Annotated in this window: 14 protein-coding genes and 5 pseudogenes; 7 read left to right on the forward strand and 12 right to left on the reverse strand. The window is 68.1% G+C overall.

Annotated elements, in window-relative coordinates; translation table 11 throughout:
- Positions 1-183, forward strand: a pseudogene (locus tag BAY1663_RS14065) (hypothetical protein); the annotation flags it as partial.
- 37 nt (positions 184-220) lie between these two features.
- Here the strand turns inward: BAY1663_RS14065 and BAY1663_RS14070 are convergent.
- The 4 genes and pseudogenes from BAY1663_RS14070 to BAY1663_RS14085 all read right to left on the reverse strand — a co-directional run bounded on the left by BAY1663_RS14070 (position 221) and on the right by BAY1663_RS14085 (position 5,039).
- Positions 221-652, reverse strand: coding sequence for a thioesterase family protein (locus tag BAY1663_RS14070; protein WP_037041902.1), 432 nt, complete (start codon positions 650-652; stop codon positions 221-223).
- A gap of 47 nt (positions 653-699) precedes the next feature.
- Positions 700-1,862: pseudogene (locus tag BAY1663_RS14075) on the reverse strand (iron-containing alcohol dehydrogenase).
- Positions 1,863-2,007: 145 nt separating this feature from the next.
- Positions 2,008-3,798, reverse strand: a complete 1,791-nt coding sequence (locus BAY1663_RS14080; RefSeq protein ID WP_037041904.1) for an acyl-CoA dehydrogenase C-terminal domain-containing protein — start codon at positions 3,796-3,798, stop codon at positions 2,008-2,010.
- 2 nt (positions 3,799-3,800) lie between these two features.
- Positions 3,801-5,039 (reverse strand): 3-hydroxyacyl-CoA dehydrogenase, encoded by a 1,239-nt coding sequence (locus tag BAY1663_RS14085; protein ID WP_037041906.1) that lies wholly within the window; start codon positions 5,037-5,039, stop codon positions 3,801-3,803.
- A 104-nt stretch (positions 5,040-5,143) separates the two neighbouring features.
- Here BAY1663_RS14085 and BAY1663_RS14090 point away from each other — a divergent pair.
- A pseudogene (locus BAY1663_RS14090) lies at positions 5,144-6,042 on the forward strand (LysR family transcriptional regulator).
- A 261-nt stretch (positions 6,043-6,303) separates the two neighbouring features.
- On the opposite strand, the gene BAY1663_RS14095 reads toward BAY1663_RS14090, so the two are convergent.
- Together BAY1663_RS14095 and BAY1663_RS14100 are read right to left on the reverse strand one after the other, a co-directional pair.
- Complete coding sequence (locus BAY1663_RS14095; RefSeq protein WP_037041909.1) at positions 6,304-7,599, reverse strand: NTP/NDP exchange transporter; 1,296 nt, start codon at positions 7,597-7,599, stop codon at positions 6,304-6,306.
- 43 nt (positions 7,600-7,642) lie between these two features.
- A complete protein-coding gene (locus tag BAY1663_RS14100) occupies positions 7,643-8,563 on the reverse strand; it encodes an aldo/keto reductase (protein WP_037041911.1) in 921 nt (306 codons plus the stop codon).
- A 184-nt stretch (positions 8,564-8,747) separates the two neighbouring features.
- On the opposite strand from BAY1663_RS14100, the gene BAY1663_RS14105 reads away from it, so the two are divergent.
- Positions 8,748-8,933 (forward strand): hypothetical protein, encoded by a 186-nt coding sequence (locus BAY1663_RS14105; RefSeq protein WP_037041913.1) that lies wholly within the window; start codon positions 8,748-8,750, stop codon positions 8,931-8,933.
- A gap of 208 nt (positions 8,934-9,141) precedes the next feature.
- Entirely contained in the window at positions 9,142-11,163 is a 2,022-nt protein-coding gene (locus BAY1663_RS14110; RefSeq protein ID WP_037041915.1) for a methyl-accepting chemotaxis protein, read from the forward strand.
- Between the two features lie 56 nt (positions 11,164-11,219).
- Here the strand turns inward: BAY1663_RS14110 and BAY1663_RS14115 are convergent, their stop codons facing one another.
- The 3 genes and pseudogenes from BAY1663_RS14115 to hslO form a co-directional block, all read right to left on the reverse strand.
- Positions 11,220-11,822 carry a nitroreductase family protein gene (locus BAY1663_RS14115; protein WP_037041917.1) on the reverse strand — a complete coding sequence of 201 codons (603 nt, stop codon included), beginning with the start codon at positions 11,820-11,822 and terminating at the stop codon, positions 11,220-11,222.
- A 303-nt stretch (positions 11,823-12,125) separates the two neighbouring features.
- Positions 12,126-13,669, reverse strand: a pseudogene (locus tag BAY1663_RS14120) (phosphoenolpyruvate carboxykinase).
- Between the two features lie 206 nt (positions 13,670-13,875).
- Positions 13,876-14,763, reverse strand: a complete 888-nt coding sequence (gene hslO, locus BAY1663_RS14125; protein ID WP_037041919.1) for an Hsp33 family molecular chaperone HslO — start codon at positions 14,761-14,763, stop codon at positions 13,876-13,878.
- A 194-nt stretch (positions 14,764-14,957) separates the two neighbouring features.
- On the opposite strand from hslO, the gene BAY1663_RS14130 reads away from it, so the two are divergent.
- Positions 14,958-15,749, forward strand: coding sequence for a phosphatase PAP2 family protein (locus BAY1663_RS14130; RefSeq protein WP_037041928.1), 792 nt, complete (start codon positions 14,958-14,960; stop codon positions 15,747-15,749).
- Here the strand turns inward: BAY1663_RS14130 and BAY1663_RS14135 are convergent.
- Positions 15,746-16,144 (reverse strand): RNA-binding S4 domain-containing protein, encoded by a 399-nt coding sequence (locus BAY1663_RS14135; protein ID WP_037041931.1) that lies wholly within the window; start codon positions 16,142-16,144, stop codon positions 15,746-15,748. The genes BAY1663_RS14130 and BAY1663_RS14135 overlap by 4 nt on opposite strands.
- Positions 16,145-16,309: 165 nt before the next feature.
- On the opposite strand from BAY1663_RS14135, the gene BAY1663_RS14140 reads away from it, so the two are divergent.
- Both BAY1663_RS14140 and rimK read left to right on the forward strand, forming a co-directional pair.
- Positions 16,310-16,711: an ATP-dependent zinc protease gene (locus BAY1663_RS14140; RefSeq protein ID WP_037041933.1), complete on the forward strand. Its 402-nt coding sequence runs from the start codon at positions 16,310-16,312 to the stop codon at positions 16,709-16,711.
- Positions 16,708-17,612, forward strand: a pseudogene (gene rimK / locus BAY1663_RS14145) (30S ribosomal protein S6--L-glutamate ligase). The gene BAY1663_RS14140 and the pseudogene rimK overlap by 4 nt, the downstream one beginning before the upstream one ends.
- A 34-nt stretch (positions 17,613-17,646) precedes the next feature.
- Here the strand turns inward: rimK and BAY1663_RS14150 are convergent.
- Both BAY1663_RS14150 and ompR read right to left on the reverse strand, forming a co-directional pair.
- Positions 17,647-18,966, reverse strand: coding sequence for an ATP-binding protein (locus tag BAY1663_RS14150; RefSeq protein ID WP_037041935.1), 1,320 nt, complete (start codon positions 18,964-18,966; stop codon positions 17,647-17,649).
- A gap of 151 nt (positions 18,967-19,117) precedes the next feature.
- A complete protein-coding gene (gene ompR, locus BAY1663_RS14155; RefSeq protein WP_037041937.1) occupies positions 19,118-19,852 on the reverse strand; it encodes a two-component system response regulator OmpR in 735 nt (244 codons plus the stop codon).
- Positions 19,853-19,951: the final 99 nt, after the last annotated feature.

Raw genomic sequence — 19,951 nt, forward strand, 5'->3', positions numbered from 1 at the left:
GTCGGCGGCAGCACCGGCGGGCTGATCGGCGCCGCGGTTGGCGGGCGGTGCGGGCGGGCGCTGGGCAGCGCCTACGGTGACGACGATCATGACCGGGGCGACCGCCGCTACCGTGACGGCCACTACCATGGTCATCCAGGCAAGGCCAAGGGCCACCACAAGCATCACCACAAGCATCACTGATGGCGCCGCGACGGGCCCGGTCGGCGGCCCCGCCGCCTCAGGCCAGCGCCTCCAGGGCGGTGCGCAAGCGAGGCGGAATCGCGGTGGGCCGGTTGTTCGCCCGCTCGACGAACACATGCACGAACCGGCCCGCGGCACAGGCCTCCCGCTCACCGTCGCGGAAGATCGCCAGCTCGTACTGCACCGAGGAGCTGCCGAGCCTGGCCACCCGCAAGCCCACCTCGATGACGTCGGGGAAGGCGATCGAGGCGAAATAATCGCACGACGAGCTGACCACGAAGCCCACGACCTCGCCACCGTGGATGTTCAGCCCGCCCTGGTGGATCAGGTAGTGGTTCACCGCGGTATCGAAGAAACCGTAATAGGCGACATTGTTGACGTGGCCGTAGATGTCGTTGTCGTGCCAGCGCGTGGTGATCGGCTGGAAGTGCTTGTAGTCGCTACGCAGGTGCTTGGGTTGCTCGGGCATTGCCGTTCTCCGCGGATGCACAGGTGGGACGATGGTACCGGTAGGGGTCAGTACGCGGCCTGGTAGATCGCCAGCGCGTCGGCCTCGCTGACTTCACGCGGGTTGTTCACCAGCAGGCGCTGCTGCAGCATGGCCTCCTTCGCCAGTTGCGCCAGCATGTGCTCGGGCACGCCGGCATCGCGCAGGCGGGTGGGCAGGCCGACACGGGCGCTGAGCTGGCCGAACTCCTCGATCAGTTGCTCGGCGTAGGTCGCCGGGTCGCCCTGGCGCAGCCGCGCACCCAGCACGATGGGCGCCAGCTCGCCGTAGTGGGTCGCCGCCGCGTCGACGTTGAAGCGCAGCACATGCGGCAGCACCAGCGCGTTGGACAGACCGTGGGGGATGTGGAAGTGCCCGCCCAGCGGATAGGCCAGCGCATGCACCGCCGCCACCGGTGCGTTGGCGAAGGCCTGGCCGGCGAGGCAGGCGCCGAGCAGCATGGCCTGGCGCGCCTCGCGGTTGCCGCCGTTGCGCACCGCCTCCTCCAGATTGCCGGCCAGCAGGCGCAGGGCCTCGCGCGCCAGCAGGTCGGACAGCGGGTTCTTCTTCAGCGCGCTGGTGTAGGCCTCGATGGCATGCACCATGCGTCGATGCCGGTGGCAGCGGTCACCGCCGGCGGCAGGCCAAGGGTCAGCTCGGCGTCCAGCACGGCGAGGTCCGGCAGCAGCAGCGGCGAGACCACACCCATCTTGGTGGTCTCGCCGGTGGTGACGATGGCGATCGGGGTGACCTCCGAGCCGGTGCCGGCGGTGGTCGGTACCTGGATCAGCGGCAACCGTCGGCCGCGGGCGTTGCCGACGCCATAGACCTCGGCGAGCGACTGCGTGCATTCGCCGTGCGCCAGCAGGGCGACCAGCTTGGCCACGTCCATCGAGCTGCCGCCGCCGAAGCCGACGACCAGCTCGGCGCGCTGCGCGCGGGCCTGTTCCACCGCGGCCAGCACGACGCGTTCCGGCGGGTCGGCCAGCACCTGGTCGTAGACCGCGACCCGCAGCCCTTCGCTGGAAAAAACCGGCAGCACCTCGGCGAGCAGGCCGAGGCGGGTGATGCCCGGGTCGCTGACGATCAGCACCGAACGCGCGCCGCGCTCCTTGCAGAGGCTGGCGAGGCGCCGGGCCGAGCCGCTTTCGCAGATCAGTTGGGCGGTGGTGGCGAAGCTGAACGGATGCATGGCGGCTCCTCTTGTCATGGATGCCTTGGGCGGCTCGCTACCCTCGGTAGGAGCCAGGGGGACGCCCAGTCCTTGCGGGCGATGTTTTTTTTACTGCCAACGATCATCGCCGGCGGCGTCGGCTCCTACAGGTATAGGTGATGATTCAGAAGGCGAAACTGTCCGCCGCCAGCGCCATCAGGCAGGCGGCACCGCCCCGGATCGCCTCGCGGTGGCCACTGGCGCGCGGCAGTACGCGGCGCAGGTAGAAATCGGCGCTGGCCAGCTTGGCCCGGTAGAACGCCTCCTCGCCGCCGCCCTCCTGCAGCGCCTCCTGCGCCCGCGCCGCGGCCTGCAGCCAGAAGCCGGCCAGCAGCACGTAGGCCGAATAGTGGAGAAAATCCACCGACACGGCGCCGATCTCCTGCGGATCACGCTGGGTCGCGGCGATCACCTCGGCCGTCAGCTCGCGCCATTCGCCGAGACGCGCCTGCACGGTAGCGGCCAGCTCGCGCAGCGCCGGGTGCTCGACCTGGCGGTCGCACAGCTCGCTGAACTCGGCCTGCAGCACCGACAGTTCCGCGCCGCCGTCGCCGAGCAGCTTGCGGCGGATGTAGTCCAGCGCCTGGATACCGTTGGTGCCCTCGTAGAGCTGGGTGATGCGGCTGTCGCGCATCAGCTGCTCCATGCCCCATTCGCGGATGTAGCCATGGCCGCCGTAGACCTGCACGCCGAGGCTGGTGACTTCCTGGCCCATGTCGGTGAGGAAGGCCTTGACGATCGGGATCAGCAGCGCCGCGCGGCGGCCGGCGGCCTGGCGCAGCTCCGGCGCGGGGTGGCCATGCTCCAGGTCGAGCTGGCGCGCACAGTACATGGCCAGCATGCGCCCGCCCTCGACCAGGGTCTTCTGCGTCAGCAACATGCGCCGCACGTCGGGGTGGACGATGATCGGGTCGGCCGGCCGCTCCGGATACTGCGCGCCGGCCAGCCCGCGTGACTGCAGGCGCTCGCGGGCATAGGCCAACGCACCCTGCCAGGCCTGCTCGGCCAGGCCGAGACCCTGCAGGCCGACCTGGAAGCGCGCATCGTTCATCATGGTGAACATGCAGGCCAGGCCCTGGTTCGGCGCACCGACGACCCAGCCAGTGGCGCCGTCGAAGTTCATCACGCAGGTGGCCGCACCCTTGATGCCCATCTTGTGCTCGAGGGCGCCGCAGCTCAGCGCGTTGCGCGCGCCCGGCGTGCCGTCGGCGTTGGCGATGAACTTCGGCACCAGCAGCAGGCTGATGCCCTTCACCCCGGGCGGCGCATCCGGCAGCCGCGCCAGCACCAGGTGCACGATGTTCTCGCTCATGTCGTGTTCGCCGCCGGAGATGAAGATCTTGCTGCCGCTGACCCGGCAGCTGCCGTCCGCCTGCGGCTCGGCACGGGTGCGCAGCAGCGCCAGGTCGGTGCCGGCCTGCGGTTCGGTGAGGCACATGGTGCCAGTCCAGCGGCCGCTGACCAGCTTCTCCAGATAGGCGCTCTTCAGCTCCTCGCTGCCGTGCTTGTACAGCGCCAGCACCGCGCCCTCGGTGAGCCCGGAATAGACGCGGAACGACAGCGAGGCGGCCATCAGCATCTCGTGGAAGGCGCACGCCACCAGTTGCGGGAAGCCCTGGCCGCCGTATTCGACGGGGCCGGTCATGCTCGCCCAGCCATTGTCGACGTACTGCCGGTAAGCCTCGACGAAGCCCTGCGGCGTCCTGACCGCGCCGTCGTGCAGGCTCACACCCTCCTCGTCGCTGTTGCGGTTGAGTGGCGCGATCTCGCCGCCGGTGTAGCGCGCCGCCTCTTCCAGCACGCCGTCGATCAGCTCGCGATCGAGGCCGTTGCCCAGCAGTGCGCAGTGGCCGCTGGCATCGAACAGTTCGTGCAGGACAAAACGCATGTCGCGCAGGGGAGCGGTGTATTCCATGCTCAGGCCTCCTTCTTGTAGTCGACGAAACGTCCGCCGAGGGTGGCCAGGCTGTCGATCAGTTCGGCCGGCCGCCAGTGCTCGCCATGGCGCGCGGCCAGGGCGTTCAGCCGCTCGCGGATCGCCGGCAGGCCCTGGCGGTCGGCCCAGGTCATCGGCCCGCCGACTTCCGCCGGGAAGCCGTAGCCGTTGAGGTAGACGCTATCGATATCGCTGCTGGATTCGGCCATGCCTTCCTGGAGGATCTTCGCGCCCTCGTTGACCAGCGCCAGCAGGCAGCGTTCGCGGATTTCCTCCTCGCCGATCGCGCGGCGCTGGAAACCCAGCCGCTCGGACTCGCGCTGCACCAGCGCATCCACCTCGGGGTCGTGCTCGGCCTGGCGGCTACCCTCGGCGTAGCGGTAGTAGCCCATGCGCGCTTTCTGGCCGAAGCGGCCCAGCTCGCAGAGGCGGTTGTCGACCTGTACCTCGGGCTGGTCCTGGCCTTCGCCGGCCAGTTCGCGGGCGCGCCATTCCAGATCGATGCCGACCACGTCGTACATGCGGAACGGCCCCATGGCGAAGCCGAAGCCCTGCAGCGCGCCGTCGACCTGATACGGATAGGCGCCTTCGAGCAGCATCGCCCGCGCCTCGCGCACGTAAGTGGCGAGCATGCGGTTGCCGATGAAGCCCGGGCAGTTGCCGGCGATCACGCCGACCTTGCCCATGCGCCGGCCGAGTTCGCGGGCGGCGTCCAGCACCGCTGGCGAGGTCTTCGCGCCACGGACGATCTCCAGCAGCTTCATGATGTGCGCCGGGCTGAAGAAGTGCAGCCCCACGACCTGCTCCGGGCGCCGGGTGGCGGCGGCGATGGCGTCGATGTCCAGCGCCGAGGTGTTGCTGGCGAGGATGCCGCCGGCTTTCACGACGCCGTCCAGTTCGCGGAAGATGCGCTGCTTCAGCTCGAGGTTCTCGTAGACCGCTTCGATCACCAGGTCGACGTCCGCCAGCGCCTGATAGCCCGCCGCCGTGCCGATGCGCCCACGGCGGGCGGCTGCCTCGGCCTGGTCGATGCGGCCCTGGCGCACGTTGTGCGCGTAGGTGTCCTCGACCATGCGCAGGGCCTGCGCGAGCATCGCGGGGTCACTGTCCAGCCAGAGCACCTCGATCCCGGCGTTGGCCAGGCTGATGACGATGCCGCGGCCCATGGTGCCGGCGCCGATCACGGCAGCGGTCTGGATATCGAAGCGGGATTGGCTCATTGCGGGTGTCCTCCTCGCAAGGCTGGAAGAAAGCGGGAGACCAACCATAGACGAAGACGCTACTATTTTTGAAATTTAGTCTTGTGATGTTTCAGATTCATCAAATGAATATCTACAACTTCGACCTCAACCTGCTGCGGGTACTCGACGCGCTGCTGCGCGAACGCAGCGTCTCCCGCGCTGCCGAGCGCCTGTCGCTCAGCCAGCCCGCCGTCAGCAATGCGCTGAACCGCTTGCGCGAGCTGCTCGACGACCCGCTGCTGGTGCGCGTCGGCCGCGCCATGCAGCCGACCCCGCGTGCCCTGACGCTGGAGACGCGATCCGCAATGCGCTGCAGCAGATCGAGCACAGCCTGAGCGCCGGCGAAAGCTTCGACCCGGCCCACAGCCGCCAGCGCTTTCGCATCGCCGTCACCGATTACGTCGAACTGCTCTGCATGCCGGCGCTGATGCGTCGCCTCGCCGAACAGGCGCCCGGCATTCGCCTGGCCATCCAGCACCTGGCCCCGACGCTGCCGGCCGAGGCGCTGGACAATGGCGAGATCGATCTGGCGCTCGGCCGCTTTCTCGAGGTGCCGGCGCGCTTCCACGTCCGCCCCTGGACCCGCGAGACGCTGCAGCTGGCCATGCGCCGCGGGCATCCGCGGGCCGAAGAGGCGGGGGAACTGGACGGTTTTCTGCGCCTGCGCCATCTCTGGGTGCACGGCGGCCAGACGCGCGGCATGGTCGATCAATGGCTGGAGGAACGGAGACTCGAGCGCGAGGTGGTCTACACCACGCCGAACTACCTGCAGGCCGCGCATATCGTCGCCAGCAGCGACTTGGCCGCGGTGCTGCCGACCCAGCTGGCACGCCACTTCGCCGCGCTGCTGCCGCTGCAGCTGTACGACCTGCCGTTCGAGCTCGGCAGCTTCGCGCTGGATATCGTCAGCGTGGCGCAGCGGCAGAACGATGCGGCGCTGCAGTGGCTGATCGAGCAGATCGTCGCCGTCGCCCGCCACTGACGGCTGCCGCAGTGCCTGGCATCCGGGCACCAGGCACGCACAAAAGCAAAAACCCGCCGAGGCGGGTTTTTTCTGACCGGTTCGAGATCCCTTCGTGTGCCGTCCTGGCGGTGGTCGGTCTTCCTGATCCTGAAGGCTTCCTGCGCTTCAGTGGGGCGTAGATTAATGACTCGCGGCGGGCCATTGAAGCGGAAATCGGCGCTGCGCCTTGTAAGCCTTTTGCCATAGCGGGCCGTTGGAAAACATGGGCGAGACGGCAGTTCAGCCGTTGCGTGTCGTGCTGGCGCGATCGGCGCGGCCGCCGAGGAACCAGCCCACGCCGCCCCACACCGCCGCGCAGAAGGCGCCCACCAGCGCCACCAGCAGCACGCCCTGGCCGAGGCTGTCGAGCAGGCTCTTGGCCCAGCCGCTGAGCGCGTCGCCGCCGCGATAGACGACGGTGTCGATGAAGTTCTTCGCCTTGTACTTGCTTTCGGCATCCAGCGGCGCGAAGAGCATTTCCCGGCCGGGCCGAACGAAGGCGTACTCGCCGATGCGACGGGCGATCATCACACTGGCGAGCACGGCGAAGGTCGGCGCCAGCGCCAGGCCGATAAATCCCAGGCAGACCAGCGCCGGCACGGCCGTCAGCAGCACGCGCACGCCAAGCCGCTGGGCGATGCGCCCGGTGATGAACAGCTGCGACAGCAACGCGCCGGTCTGCACCACGAAATCGATCGCGCCGAACACCCGTACCTGCCCGGCCCGCTCCGGGAACAACTGGGCGACCAGCCGCGCCTGCTCGAAATAGAGGAAGGTGCTGGCGGTGGTCAGCAACAGCACGAACACCGCGATGCCCAGCAGGTAGCCCGAACCGAGCACCCGGGTCAGGCCGCTGAACGGGTTGCCGGCCACCGGCCGGCGCGGGTTTTCCGCCTGCTGGGCGCCGGGCCGCCCGGCGCCCAGCACCTCGCGCCAGGCCATCAGGTAATGCTTGATCGCCACGGCCAGCGCCAGCAGCAGCGCCGCCAGCAGCATCAGCCCGAACTGGCCGAGCAGCCCCACCAGCAGCGCGCTCATCGCCGGCCCGACCAGCCCGCCGACACTGGCGCCGGCGGCGATGAAGGCGAACAGCCGGCGCGCCTGCGGCGCATCGAAGACATCGGCCATGAGGCTCCAGGCCACCGACACCACGAACAGGTTGTAGACCGATATCCACACGTAGAACACCCGCGCCAGCCAGACGCTGTCGCGCAGCAGGAAGAACAGCGCGGCGAACAGCAGCAGATTGGCGCAGAAGAATCCGTACACCCAGTCGATGTAGTGAATCCGCGCCACCCGCGAGTTGAGCCAGGCGAACAACGGCACCGCCAGCAACATGCTGAAGAAGGTCGCGGTGAACAGCCACTGCAGGTTGTCGACGCCGCCCTGGATGCCCATGGACTCGCGGATCGGCCGCAGCATGAAGTAGCCGCTGAACAGGCAGAAGAACAGACCGAAGCCGGCCAGCGCCGCCGGCAGCTCGCCGGGGCCGGCGTCGATCAGGCGCGACAGGCGTCGGGCAAGGGCTCCGGGCATACACTCAGGCCTCCCGCGGCATCAGGCGGCGCTGCCGCGCCACTCAGCCGAACGCCTGGACGATCAGCTCGCGCTGGCGCGCATCGGGCAGGCGGCCCTGGCCCGCCAGCAGGTTGTCGGCCATGTAGCGCGGATTCGAGGTCGCCGGGATCACCGTCGTCACCCCCGGCTCGGCGAGGATGAACTTGAGCAGCAACTGCGCCCAGGAGCTGGCCTCGATCTCGGCGGCCCAGTCCGGCAACGGCTTGTCCCTGACCTTGGACAGCAGGTTGCCGCGGGTGAAGGGTCGGTTGATCAGGGTGGCGATGCCGTTGTCGGCGCAGTACGGCAGCAATCGACGTTCGGCATTGCGCTCGCCCACCGAATAATTGAGCTGCACGAAGTCGATGCCCCGTTCCTTGCGCAGCACCGTCAGCAGGTCGTCATGCGCCGACTCGACGTAATGGGTGATGCCGATGTAGCGCACCCGGCCCTGCTCCTTCAGCTCGCGCAGCAATTGCAGCTGGGTCGCGGTGTCCTGCAGATTGTGCACCTGCACCAGGTCGAGCGTGTCGCTCTGCAGGGCCCGGAAGCTCCCCTCGAGCTGCCGCTGGCCCGCTTCGCGGCCGCTGGAGGACACTTTGGTGGCGAGAAACACCTTCTGCCGCGCCTCCAGCCGCGCGACCAGCTCGCCGGTGACCGCTTCGGCCGCACCGTAGCTGGGCGCGGTGTCGATCAGCCGGGCGCCACCCGCGACGAAGGTGCGCATCACCTCCAGCAGGGGCTCGAGAGAGGCGTCGTCGAGGCCGACGTGGAACGTTCGCGAAGTCCCCAGGCCGATCACCGGCAACGCCTCGCCGCTCGCCGGAATCGGGCGCTGCATCAGTTGCACGGTGTCGGCGGCGAAGACCGGCAAGCCGGGGGACAGGGCCGCCAGGGCGGTGAGCGCGGCGGTGTGCTGGAGAAAGGTTCGGCGCGTCGGCATGCGGGCTCTCCCGGAAAGCGGGGCTGGCGATGGAGCGATTCAGTGTAGAACACGCCCGCCATCTACGGCCGCACCCTGCGCACGCAGGACGAATCGTCGGTGCAATCCACAATAATGGCAAAATGCCTTTATTCGGTTTACCCTTGCGCGCCGCCGCTCCGTTCTCCGCTCCGTCGAGGCACCCATGCCGTCGCGCCGCTCCCCCCGCCACCCTGTCGATCGCCGCCTGCCCTGGCGCCGACGGCTCGGACACCTTCTCGTATCGCTCGCCTACCTGGCCGGGCTGGTGGCGATCTTTGGCCTCAGCCTGCTGCTGCTACCGGGCGACACCGGCGTGGGCCGACTGCTGCGCCTGGCGGCGGGCGGCTAGGGGCTGTTGCCGTTTCGTTCACGGCCGCGCCGGAGCCGGCTCGTGGACCGGCAGGCCGTTCGGCACGGCTACGACTTCAGGCGCAGTACCAAGGTGTCATTGGCCACTGCGGGCGTTGTCGCTAGGGTCAAGGCGTCCGGCTGACCGCCGGTGGGCGCTCCCGCCGCACCGGCAGGCGGCACCACGTCCCTGCCCTGTGAGAGTCCGCATGTTTTCCTTCTCCCGCCTCGCGTCCGGCCAGGGCGCTGCCGCCGACGGCGTGCTGAGCCTGCTCAGCTCCGCCGCCGAGCTTGCCCCGCAACTGGCGGCGCTGCGCTTCACGCCGACCTACATCGCCGGCTTCGTCTCGCCCCATCTGGATCTGGACGCCGTGGCCCGGCAGATCCGCCAGCGCTTCCCGCAGGCGGTGCTGAGCCTGTGCACCACCGCCGGCGAGCTGTGCAGCGACCAGGGCCGGCTGTACTGCGCCACCGGCGAGCGCTGGGACCGGGTGGTGCTGCAACTGTTCGACGCCAGCGTCATCGCCCAGGCGGAGATCGTCCACGTGCCGCTGGAATGCCGCGACATTCGCGGTGGCGGCCCGCAGCTGGGCATGGCCGAACGCATCGCCCGGCTCGTCGACTCGATCCGCCGGCTGCAGGTCGGCCTGCCGATCGACCACCGCGACACCCTCGCCATGGCCTTCTTCGATGGCCTGTCGGCATCCGAGTCGTTCTTCATGGAGGCGCTCTACGAGTCGGGCCGTTTCCCCTGCCTGTTCGTCGGTGGCTCGGCCGGCGGTACGCTGGATTTCCAGCACACCCGCCTGCACGACGGCACACGCAGCTATGAGAACCACGCCCTGATCGTCTTTCTCAAGTGCGCCCGGCAGGTGCGCTTCGGCGTCTTCAAGAGCCAGAACTTCGAGCCGACCCCCGTGCGCATGAGCGTCCTCAGTGCCTCGCTGGAAGAACGCTACATCAGCCAGGTGGTCGACGCCCAAGGCAACATCCGCACGATGGTCGCCGCCCTCTGCCAGGCCCTGGACTGCAGCGAGCAGGCCCTGGACGCGCGGCTGGCCGACTACTCGTTCGCCATTCGCGTCGGCGAGGAATACTTCGTGCGCTCGATCTCGCGCATCGATCCGGCGAACCAGCGCGTCCACCTGTTCTGCGACGTCGCGCCCGGCGAGGAACTGGTGATGGTGCGCCGCACGCCGCTGCCGGAGGCGACTCGCCGCGACTTCCAGCGCTTCATGCGGGACAAGCCGGGCAAGCCGCTGGTCGGCATTCTCAACGACTGCATCCTCCGGCGCCTGAACAACCCATCGGCACTGGCCGAGATGGGCAACGTCTTCGCCGGCGTGCCGGTGCTGGGATACTCGACCTTCGGTGAGATCCTCGGGTTGAACCTGAACCAGACGCTGACGGCCGTGTTCTTCTTCCGGGTACCGGCCGGAGCGGCCTTTGGCGACGACTACACCGACCGCTTCATCGCCTACCACGGCGAGTTCAAGGCGTTCTTCCTGCGCCGACAGGTGAAGAAGCTCGCCGGCCTGAGCCAGGTGGTGGTCAAGCAGATCGAGCAGTTCAAGCGCCAGGATTTCAGTAGCAGCCTGGACATCGACGGCCTGGACGAGCACATCCGCCCGGTGTTCCGCGGCCTGGCCGACCTCGGGCAGGTACTGGCGCAGGCCGAAGCGCAGCGCCAGGCGCTGGCCGAGCAGTTGCGCCTGTGCGCCACCGAGCTGCATGGCTCGATGGACACGCTGGGCCTGAACATCGGCCAGCAGGCCGCGGTGATCGACCGCGCCGGCGACTCCATCAAGCAGATGGTCGGCCAGGCCGACGCGGTGGTCTCCAGCACGCGCGACCTGGCGCAGTCCAGCCAGCGCATCCAGTCCGTGGTCCAGGTGATCCAGCAGATCGCCGGGCAGACCAACCTGCTGGCGCTCAACGCCGCCATCGAGGCCGCCCGCGCCGGCGATCTGGGGCGCGGCTTCGCGGTGGTCGCCGACGAGGTCCGCAAACTCGCCGAGAAGACCGGGCAGAATGCCGAGGAAATCAGCACGGACATCGGCCGCCTGGCCGCGGAGATCCGCCAGGTCGCCGAGCACATCGAAGCGCAGTCGGCCGACGTCGGCGCGCTGACCGAACTGCTCGACACGCTGGAAGCAACCAGCCGGCATACCGCGAGCATGTCCGGGCGCACCAAGGGCGTCGCCGATACGCTACTGGGCCTCATCCACTGAAAACAACGACGCCCGCGCGAGACGGGTCAGCGCAGGCGTGTTCATGAAACGACGCCTCAGAAGCGGTCGCGGATCACCACCTCGTCGAACGGCAGCTTGCCGACCCGTGGCTTGGGCTCGACCGTTCCCTTGCCCACCGCGACCATCAGGGCGATCACGTGGTTTTCCGGCAGGTTGATCAGCTTGGCCACCGCGGCGAAGTCGAAGCCATCCATCGGGCAGGATTCCAGGCCCCTGGCGCGCGCCGCCAGCATCAGCGTCTGCGCCATCAGCCCGCAGCTGCGCATGGTTTCGTCGCGCTGCACCTGCGGCTTGTCGCGGTAGTAGGCATCGATGGCAGCGGCCATGTAGTCCTGCACCTCGGCCGGCGCGCCCTCCCAGACGCGGCGAACGTTCTGCGACCAGCTGTCGAGCTGGGCGCAGACCACCACCAGCATCGAGGCGTCGGTCATCTGCGCCTGGTTCCAGCCCGCCTCGCGGATCTGTGCGCGCAGAGCCGGGTCGCTCACCTCGACCAGCCGGACATGCTGCAGGTTGAAGGCCGACGGCGCGAACAGCGCCAGCCGCAGCAGTTCGTCCTTTTCCTCTCGGCTGAGCTGGAACGCCGGATCATAGGCTTTGACGGCGCGGCGGCTGCGAATGGCTTCTTCGGTGTTCATGACGACTCCTCGGGCGAATGTAACGGGCAATGCTAAGGGCGGCGATCGATCGAATCCACGCGAGCCGACTGATGTTGATCATCGATTGTTTCGATGCTTGTCGCGCGCAACGAAAAGGCTCTGCCCAGTTGCGCGTTGCTCGAAGTGTCGAGGCGTTCTGAACGTCCGTAGGAGCGGGCCCTGCCCGCCAAGCTTTGCGCGCTGGAATATTCACGGGCATGGCCCGCGCCTACAGGAGTACGTCTATGCGCAAACGAAAAAGCCGCCCGGAGGCGGCCTTGACGCGGATGCGAACGGTGCGGCTCAGAGCTGCGGGCCGGCGCTCCTGATCGCATCGGAGACATCGAACTTCTTGAAGTTCTCGATAAACTTGGCCGCCAGTTCCTTGGCCGCCTGGTCGTAGGCGCCCTTGTCGGCCCAGGTGTTGCGCGGGTTGAGCAGCTGGGTCTCGACGCCGGCGACGGCCTTCGGCACGTCCAGGTTGATGATCGGCAGGTGCTCGGTCTCGGCACCGACCAGCGCGCCGCTCTGGATCGCCGCGATCACCGCGCGGGTGGTGGGGATGTTGAAGCGCTTGCCGACGCCGTAGCCGCCGCCGGTCCAGCCGGTGTTGACCAGGTAGACCTTGGAGCCGAAGCCGTTGATGCGCTTGATCAGCAGCTCGGCGTATTCGCCGGCCGGACGCGGGAAGAACGGCGCGCCGAAGCAGGTGGAGAAGGTCGACTTGATGCCGCTGCCCGAACCCATCTCGGTGGAGCCGACCAGCGCGGTGTAGCCGGAGAGGAAGTGGTAGGCGGCCTGCTCGTTGTTGAGGATCGACACCGGCGGCAGCACGCCGGTCAGGTCGCAGGTGAGGAAGATCACCGCGTTCGGCTCGCCGCCGAGGTTCTTCTCGCTACGCTTCTCGACGTGCTCCAGCGGATAGGCGGCGCGGCTGTTTTGGGTCAGGCTGGCGTCGGCGTAGTCGGGCAGGCGGGTGCGCGCGTCGAGCACCACGTTCTCCAGCACGGCGCCGAACTTGATGGCCTTCCAGATCACCGGCTCGTTCTTCTCGGACAGGTCGATGCACTTGGCGTAGCAGCCGCCCTCGATATTGAACACGCGACCGACGCCCCAGCCGTGCTCGTCGTCGCCGATCAGGTAGCGGCTCTCGTCGGCCGACAGGGTGGTCTTGCCGGTGCCGGACAGGCCGAAGAACAGGGTGGTGTCGCCGTCTTCGCCGATGTTGGCGGCGCAGTGCATCGGCAGCACGTCGACATCCGGCAGCAGGAAGTTCTGCACGGAGAACATGGCCTTCTTCATTTCACCGGCGTAGCGCATGCCGGCGATCAGCACCTTCTTCTCGGCGAAGTTAAGGATCACGCAGCATCGGAATTGGTGCCGTCGCGCTCGGGCACGCACTGGAAGAACGGCGCGTTGAGGATGCGCCATTCGCCCAGGCCAGCCGGGTTGAAACGCTCCGGGGTGATGAACAGGCAACGGCCGAACAGGTTGTGCCAGGCCGTCTCGGTGGCCATCTTGACGGGGAGGTAGTGCTCGGGGTCGGCACCGACGTGCACGTGCGACACGAAGCTGTCACGCTCGCCCAGGTAGGCTTCGACGCGGTTCCACAGGGCCTCGAAGTTGCCCGCCGGGAACGGCCGGTTGATCGGGCCCCAGGCGATCTTGTGCTGGGTGCTGGGCTCTTCGACGATGTAGCGGTCAGCCGGGGAACGGCCCGTGCGATGCCCGGTCTTCACCACCAGAGAGCCATCGGCGGACAGCTCGCCCTCGCCGCGCCTGACGGCTTCTTCGATCAATTGAGCGGTGCTGATGTCGGTGTACACGGCGTTGGTGGCTTGCGTCATGAGTGTCCCCGTCGGCCTGGGCCGATTCCTCCATGCTGTTGTAGCCCACCGGACGGTGAACTACATCGAAAAAAGTGCGCGCGATTATGCCAGAAAATGCGTCGCGCTGGGTATGAGCCTGTGATGGCCAAAAGGTTCACCGGGCGCGGCGGGCGTTTCGTCCACCGCGTCCGACCGGGTAGCGCGCGCGCCGGCGCCCCGGAGCGTCAGTGGCGGGTATCCGAAGGCGCGTCGCTGCCGCCACCGGCGAACAGCTGGGCGATGTCCGCCGCGTCGTAGGTGTACTTCTGGTTGCAGAACTGGCAATCGATGCTGACCGTACCACCCTGTTCGGCAACCAGTTGCTCGGCATCGTGCCGGCCCAGGCTAACCAGCGCGCGGGCCGAGCGCTCGCGCGAGCAACTGCAGCGGAACTGGATCGGGCGCGCATCGAACAGGCGCAGCTGCTCCTGGTGGTAGAGGCGATGCAGCAGGGTCTCGCTGTCCAGCCCCAGCAGTTCCTCGGCGGTCAGCGTGTCGGCCAGGGTGCGCAGGTGCTCCCAGCTGGCGTCACGCTCCTCGACGTCCTTGATGCGGTCGGCCGGCAGCTGCTGCAGCAGCAGGCCGCAGGCCCGGCGGCTGTCGGCGTTGAGCCAGAAACGTGTCGGCAACTGCTCGGAGGCGGCGAAGTAATCGGTCAGGCAGGCGGCGAGGTTGACCCCCTCGAGGCCAACGATGCCCTGGTAGCGCTGGCCGTTGGCCGGGTCGATGGTGATCGCCAGCATGCCTTCGGGCATCAGCTCGGCGAGGCTCGCGCCCGGCGCGATCTGCTCGGCGTGGTAGCGGGCGATGCCGCGCACCTCGCGCTCGCTGGAACATTCGACCATCAGCAACGGCACCGCGCCACTGGAGCGGGCCTGGAGGATCAACAGCCCATCGAACTTGAGCGTGCCGACCAGCAGCGCGGCGGCGGCCAGCAGTTCGCCGAGCAGCTGTGCCACCGGCTCGGGGTAATCGTGCTTGGCCAGCACGTGCTGGTAGCTTTCCTCGAGCGTGGCGATCTCGCCGCGCACATCGGAATCATCGAAGAGAAAACGCTGGGTTTGATCGGGCATTGCCGGGAGCTCGCAGGTACGGCGGAGGAAGCGGCAATTTTAGGCGCAAAGCCGGTTCGGACCAAGGGCGGCCGCCGGACGGATGCGCCGGACAGGGCCAAGCTGAACGCGGGCTGAACGGCTCGCCGGTAGTCGGGACAGGCGCAAGGGCAGGCTCTAGCATCGCGCGCCATCGCAACCCCAGGGACGCCCTCATGCCCGTGACTACACCCCAGGCGCGCTGGCGCCCACTGCCTTGGCTCATCACCCACCTGCTCGCCGGATTGTTGCTGCTCAGCTGGCTCTGGCCGACCAGTCGTACCTTCTGGGACGCAATCGATCAGGCGACCTTCCATCTGCTCAACGGCTCGCTGGGTCACCAGGCCTGGTGGGACTGGCTGTGGGCACTGGCCAGCGTTCGTGTGTTCGACATCCTCGTCGGCGCCCTGCTGCTGACCCTGCTGATCCGGCGCGACTGGCTGTTCGCGCAGCACCAGCTGCGCCCGGCGCTGTTCACCTTCGCCGCCCTGCTGCTGGTGCTGCTGGTGATCCGCGTGCTGGTGACCAAGCTGGCCGGCCACTTCGGCTGGCAGCACGCCAGCCCGTCGGTCGCGATCGCCGGCGCCTACCAGCTGAGCGATCATTTTCCGCTGCTGGAACGGGTATTCGAGCTCAAGGACCGCTCCAGCCGCAGCTTCCCGGGCGATCACGCCTCGGTGCTGCTGCTCTGGGGGCTGTTCATGGCACTGTTCGCCCGTGGCGGGCGTTGCGCGCTGGTATCCGGCATCACCCTGGCGTTCATGCTGCCGCGGCTGGTGGCCGGCGCCCACTGGTTCAGCGATGATTTCGTCGGCGGGCTGCTGATCGCCTTGCTGGCCATCGGCTGGGGCTATTGCACGCCGCTGGGCGCGCATATCGCCGCGCTGCTGCAGGGGCTGGCACGTGCGCCCATGCAGCTGGCCGCCAGGCTGCCGCTGCTGCGCCAGCTGGCGGTGCTGCGCGACTAGTCGGGCTTGAAAGCGCGCAGCAGTTCGATCTGCCGGCGCTGCTTCTTGCTCGGCCGGCCGTCGGTCTGCAGGCCGAGGGCACCGGCCTTGCGCAGCGCCGCGGCTTCTTCGCGCGCCGCCAGGCTCTGCGCGGTCTCCTCGTAGAGCAGCTGCGCCTCGGGCGCGCCGCGGCGCACCGCCGACAGCGCGCGGATGACCACCGTGCGCTCGTCGAAGCCGCTGCGGATCACCAGCTCATCGCCCACCTTGGGCTCCTTGCTCGGCTTGCAGCGCTCGCCGCGGCAATGCACCTTGCCGCCTTCGATGGCCGCCTTGGCCAGCGCGCGGGTCTTGAAGAAGCGTGCGGCCCACAGCCACTTGTCCAGGCGGACCTTGTCGTCGTCTTTTTCAGCCATCGTCCAGCTCGGTCTCCTATCAGTCGTTCAGGGTGTTACAGACGGATGCAGTTGTCATGCACGCCGACTAGAATGCCGGCAAATTCTTCGGACACTCCCATTGAAGAAACTCGACCCCCATACCGTCATCGGTCTGCGTGAATGGATCGCCCTGCCGGATCTGGCGTGGTGGGCCTGCGCGCGAAGGTCGACACCGGGGCCAGCACCTCGGCCCTGCACGCCACCGACATCAGCGAATTCGAGCGTGATGGCCAGCGCTGGGTGCGCTTCACCGCGCACCTGGGCACGCTGGTGCAGCGCCGGCATCGCTGCGAGGCGCCGCTGGTGACCCGCAAGACCATCAAGAGCTCCAATGGCCAGGTGCAGACCCGCTACGTGGTGCGTACCCTGCTCGCCCTCGGCAGCCACGCGTGGCCGGTGGAGTTCACCCTGACCTGCCGCAAGACCATGCGCTACCGCCTGCTGCTCGGCTCCAAGGCGCTGGTCGAGGGGCAATGGCTGATCGATCCGTCACGAACCTACGTCCAAGACAAACCCCAGATCCTCACTTCTTCCGGTGCTCAATGAAAATTGCCGTGCTGTCGCGCAACCCGCGCCTGTATTCCACCCGTCGCCTGGTCGAAGCCGGCGAGCAGCGGGGCCATGAGGTGGTGGTGATCGACACCCTGCGCGCCTACATGAACATCGCCAGCCACAAGCCGCAGATCCACTACCGCGGCAAGCCGCTGGAAGGCTTCGATGCGGTGATCCCGCGCATCGGCGCCTCGGTGACCTTCTACGGCTGCGCGGTGCTGCGCCAGTTCGAGATGCAGGGCGTGTTCCCGCTCAACGAGTCGGTGGCCATCGCCCGCTCGCGCGACAAGCTGCGCGCGCTGCAGCTGCTGTCGCGGCGCGGCGTCGGCCTGCCGGTGACCGGCTTCGCCCACTCGCCGGACGACATCCCCGACCTGATCCAGATGGTCAACGGCGCGCCGCTGGTGATCAAGGTGCTGGAAGGCACCCAGGGCATCGGCGTGGTGCTCTGCGAGACCGAGAAGGCCGCCGAGTCGGTGATCGAGGCGTTCATGGGCCTCAAGCAGGACATCATGGTGCAGGAGTACATCAAGGAAGCCGGCGGCGCCGACATCCGCTGCTTCGTGGTCGGCGACAAGGTCATCGCCGCGATGAAGCGCCAGGCCAAGCCCGGGGAATTCCGCTCCAACCTGCACCGCGGCGGCTCCGCCAGCCTGATCAAGATCACCCCGGAGGAGCGCATGACCGCCATCCGCGCGGCCAAGGTGATGGGCCTGAACGTCGCCGGCGTGGACATCCTGCGCTCCAACCACGGCCCGCTGGTGATGGAGGTGAACTCCTCGCCGGGCCTGGCCGGCATCGAGGAAACCACCGGCAAGGACGTCGCCGGCTGATCATCCAGTACCTGGAGAAGAACGGCGGCCCGCACCTGACCCGTACCAAGGGCAAGGGATAGCCGGAAGCCGGAAGCTTCAAGCTCTGAGCTGCTTTTACGCCTTTATCGCATCCCTCGGCAGCAGCAGGCCCAGCGGCAGGCTGACGCGGGCTTCGAGGCCGCCGCCTTCGCGGTTGCGCAGCTCGACGATGCCGCCGTGCTGCGAGGCGATGCGCTTGACGATCGCCAGGCCCAGCCCGGCGCCCTGCCCGCCGCGGGCGCGGTCGCCGCGGATGAACGGATTGAAGATGCCCTCCAGCTCGGCCGGATCGATGCCCGGGCCGCGGTCGAGCACGCTGAGCACCACGTAGGGCGCATGCTGGTCGCCCGAGACATAGGCCGCCACTTCCACCCCGCTGCCACCGTAGCGCAGGGCATTCTCGATGAGGTTGACCAGCAGCCGCTTGATCGACACCCGGCGCAGGGCGAACGGCGGCATCGGCTCGACGCGCAGGTGCACGGCCTCCTGCTGCTGGTTGTAGGGCGCGACCACCTCGCGGATCAGTACGCCTAGATCGGTGGTTTCCACCGGCTCGTCGCTGCCGTCGCGGACGAAGGCGAGGAACTGGTCGAGGATGGCGTTCATGTCCTCGACGTCGCGGATCATGTCCTCGGTCAGCTCGTCTTCGCTGGCCATCAGCTCCAGCGACAGGCGCAGGCGCGTCAGCGGCGTGCGCAGGTCATGGGACACACCGGCGAGCATCAGCTCGCGCTCGCGACCGGCCTGCTCGACGTCCTCGGCCATCTGGTTGAAGGCCCGGTAGACCTCGGTCATCTCGCTCGGCGTGTCGCTGATCGGCAGGCGCACGCGGCGGCCCTTGCCGATCTGCCGGGCGGCGTAGACCAGGCGCTTGAGCGGCAGGTTGAGCTGGCTGACGAAGATCCAGGCCGCGCCGGTGGACAGCAGGCCGATGCCGAGGAACCAGCCGAGCACGCTCCAGATGCGCTGGCCGCGCAGCGGATAGGCGTACAGCGGTACCCGCACCCAGTCCGCCCCCAGCGCCGGCGCGCGGACCCAGATGGCGGTGGACGGCTGGATACGGACGCGCACCTCGGTATCGTCGCCCAGCTCGTCACGCATCTGCCGCTGAAAGATCTCGGTGTAGGGCCAGTGGTACTCGCTGCGCGGCACGTTCTGCTCGGCTATCGGCTGCAGGCCGGCGGCGCGCCCGATGCGCTCGCGGTCCTCGGCGCTGGCCGCCCAATAGGCGCGCAGGCTCAGCGCCGCACCATGGCTGTACTGGCGGTCCACCAGCACGTCCTCGTTGGCCATCAGGTAGACCAGCGTGAGGACCTTGGAGAACAGCACCACGATCAGCACCATCCACAGGGTGCGGGCGAAGAAACTCTGCGGGAACCACAGCGGGGTTTTCATAGAAAAGCAGCTGCACGTTCGTAGGTTGGGTTGAGTCGCGTAGCGGCGAAGCCCAACGTGGTGGCATGCGGCGGCCGCCAAGTCTTGCCATGCCGGGCCATCCGCTCATGTTGGGCTTCGCTGCGCTCAACCCAACCTACGGCTTGCCGCTTCATTTGTTGCCATCGGGCACGAACACATAGCCCACGCCCCATACCGTCTGGATATAGCGCGGCTTGGACGGGTCGGGCTCGATCAGCCGGCGCAGGCGGGAGATCTGCACGTCGATGGAGCGCTCCAGCGCGTCCCACTCGCGGCCGCGGGCGAGGTTCATCAGCTTGTCGCGGGTCAGCGGCTCGCGGGCATGCTGCACCAGCGCCTTGAGCACGGCGAACTCGCCGGTGGTGAGCATGTGGACCTGGTCGCCCCGGGTCAGCTCGCGGGTGGCCAGCGACAGCTGGTAGTCGCCGAAGGTGACGATCTCGTCCTCGCTGGCCGGCGCGCCGGGCACCTGCGGCGCCTGCCGGCGCAGCACTGCGCGGATGCGCGCAAGCAACTCGCGGGGGTTGAACGGCTTGGCCAGGTAGTCGTCGGCGCCCTGCTCCAGGCCCTGGATGCGGCTGCTCTCGTCACCCTTGGCGGTGAGCATGATGATCGGGATCTGGTTGTTGCCCTGGCGCAGCCGGCGGCAGGCGGACAGGCCGTCCTCGCCCGGCATCATCAGGTCGAGCACCACCAGCTGGAACAGCTCGCGGCTGAGCAGGCGGTCCATCTGCTCGGTGTTTTCCACGGTGCGGACGCGATAGCCCTGCTCGTCGAGGAAGCGCTCGAGCAGGCGCCGCAGACGGGCATCGTCATCGACGATGAGGATCTTTTCGCCTTCGCTGGCGGGCGCAATGCTGCTCATGGAGACTCCCGGATGTTCGACGGCGCATTATGGCGCAGTGTTGAATGCCGCAACTGGCAGCCATTGTTAGCAGATTTTTCCCGCCGCGACAGGTGTCGA

The organism is Pseudomonas sp. BAY1663, from assembly GCF_000582595.1.
Lineage (GTDB): Bacteria > Pseudomonadota > Gammaproteobacteria > Pseudomonadales > Pseudomonadaceae > Stutzerimonas > Stutzerimonas stutzeri_AF.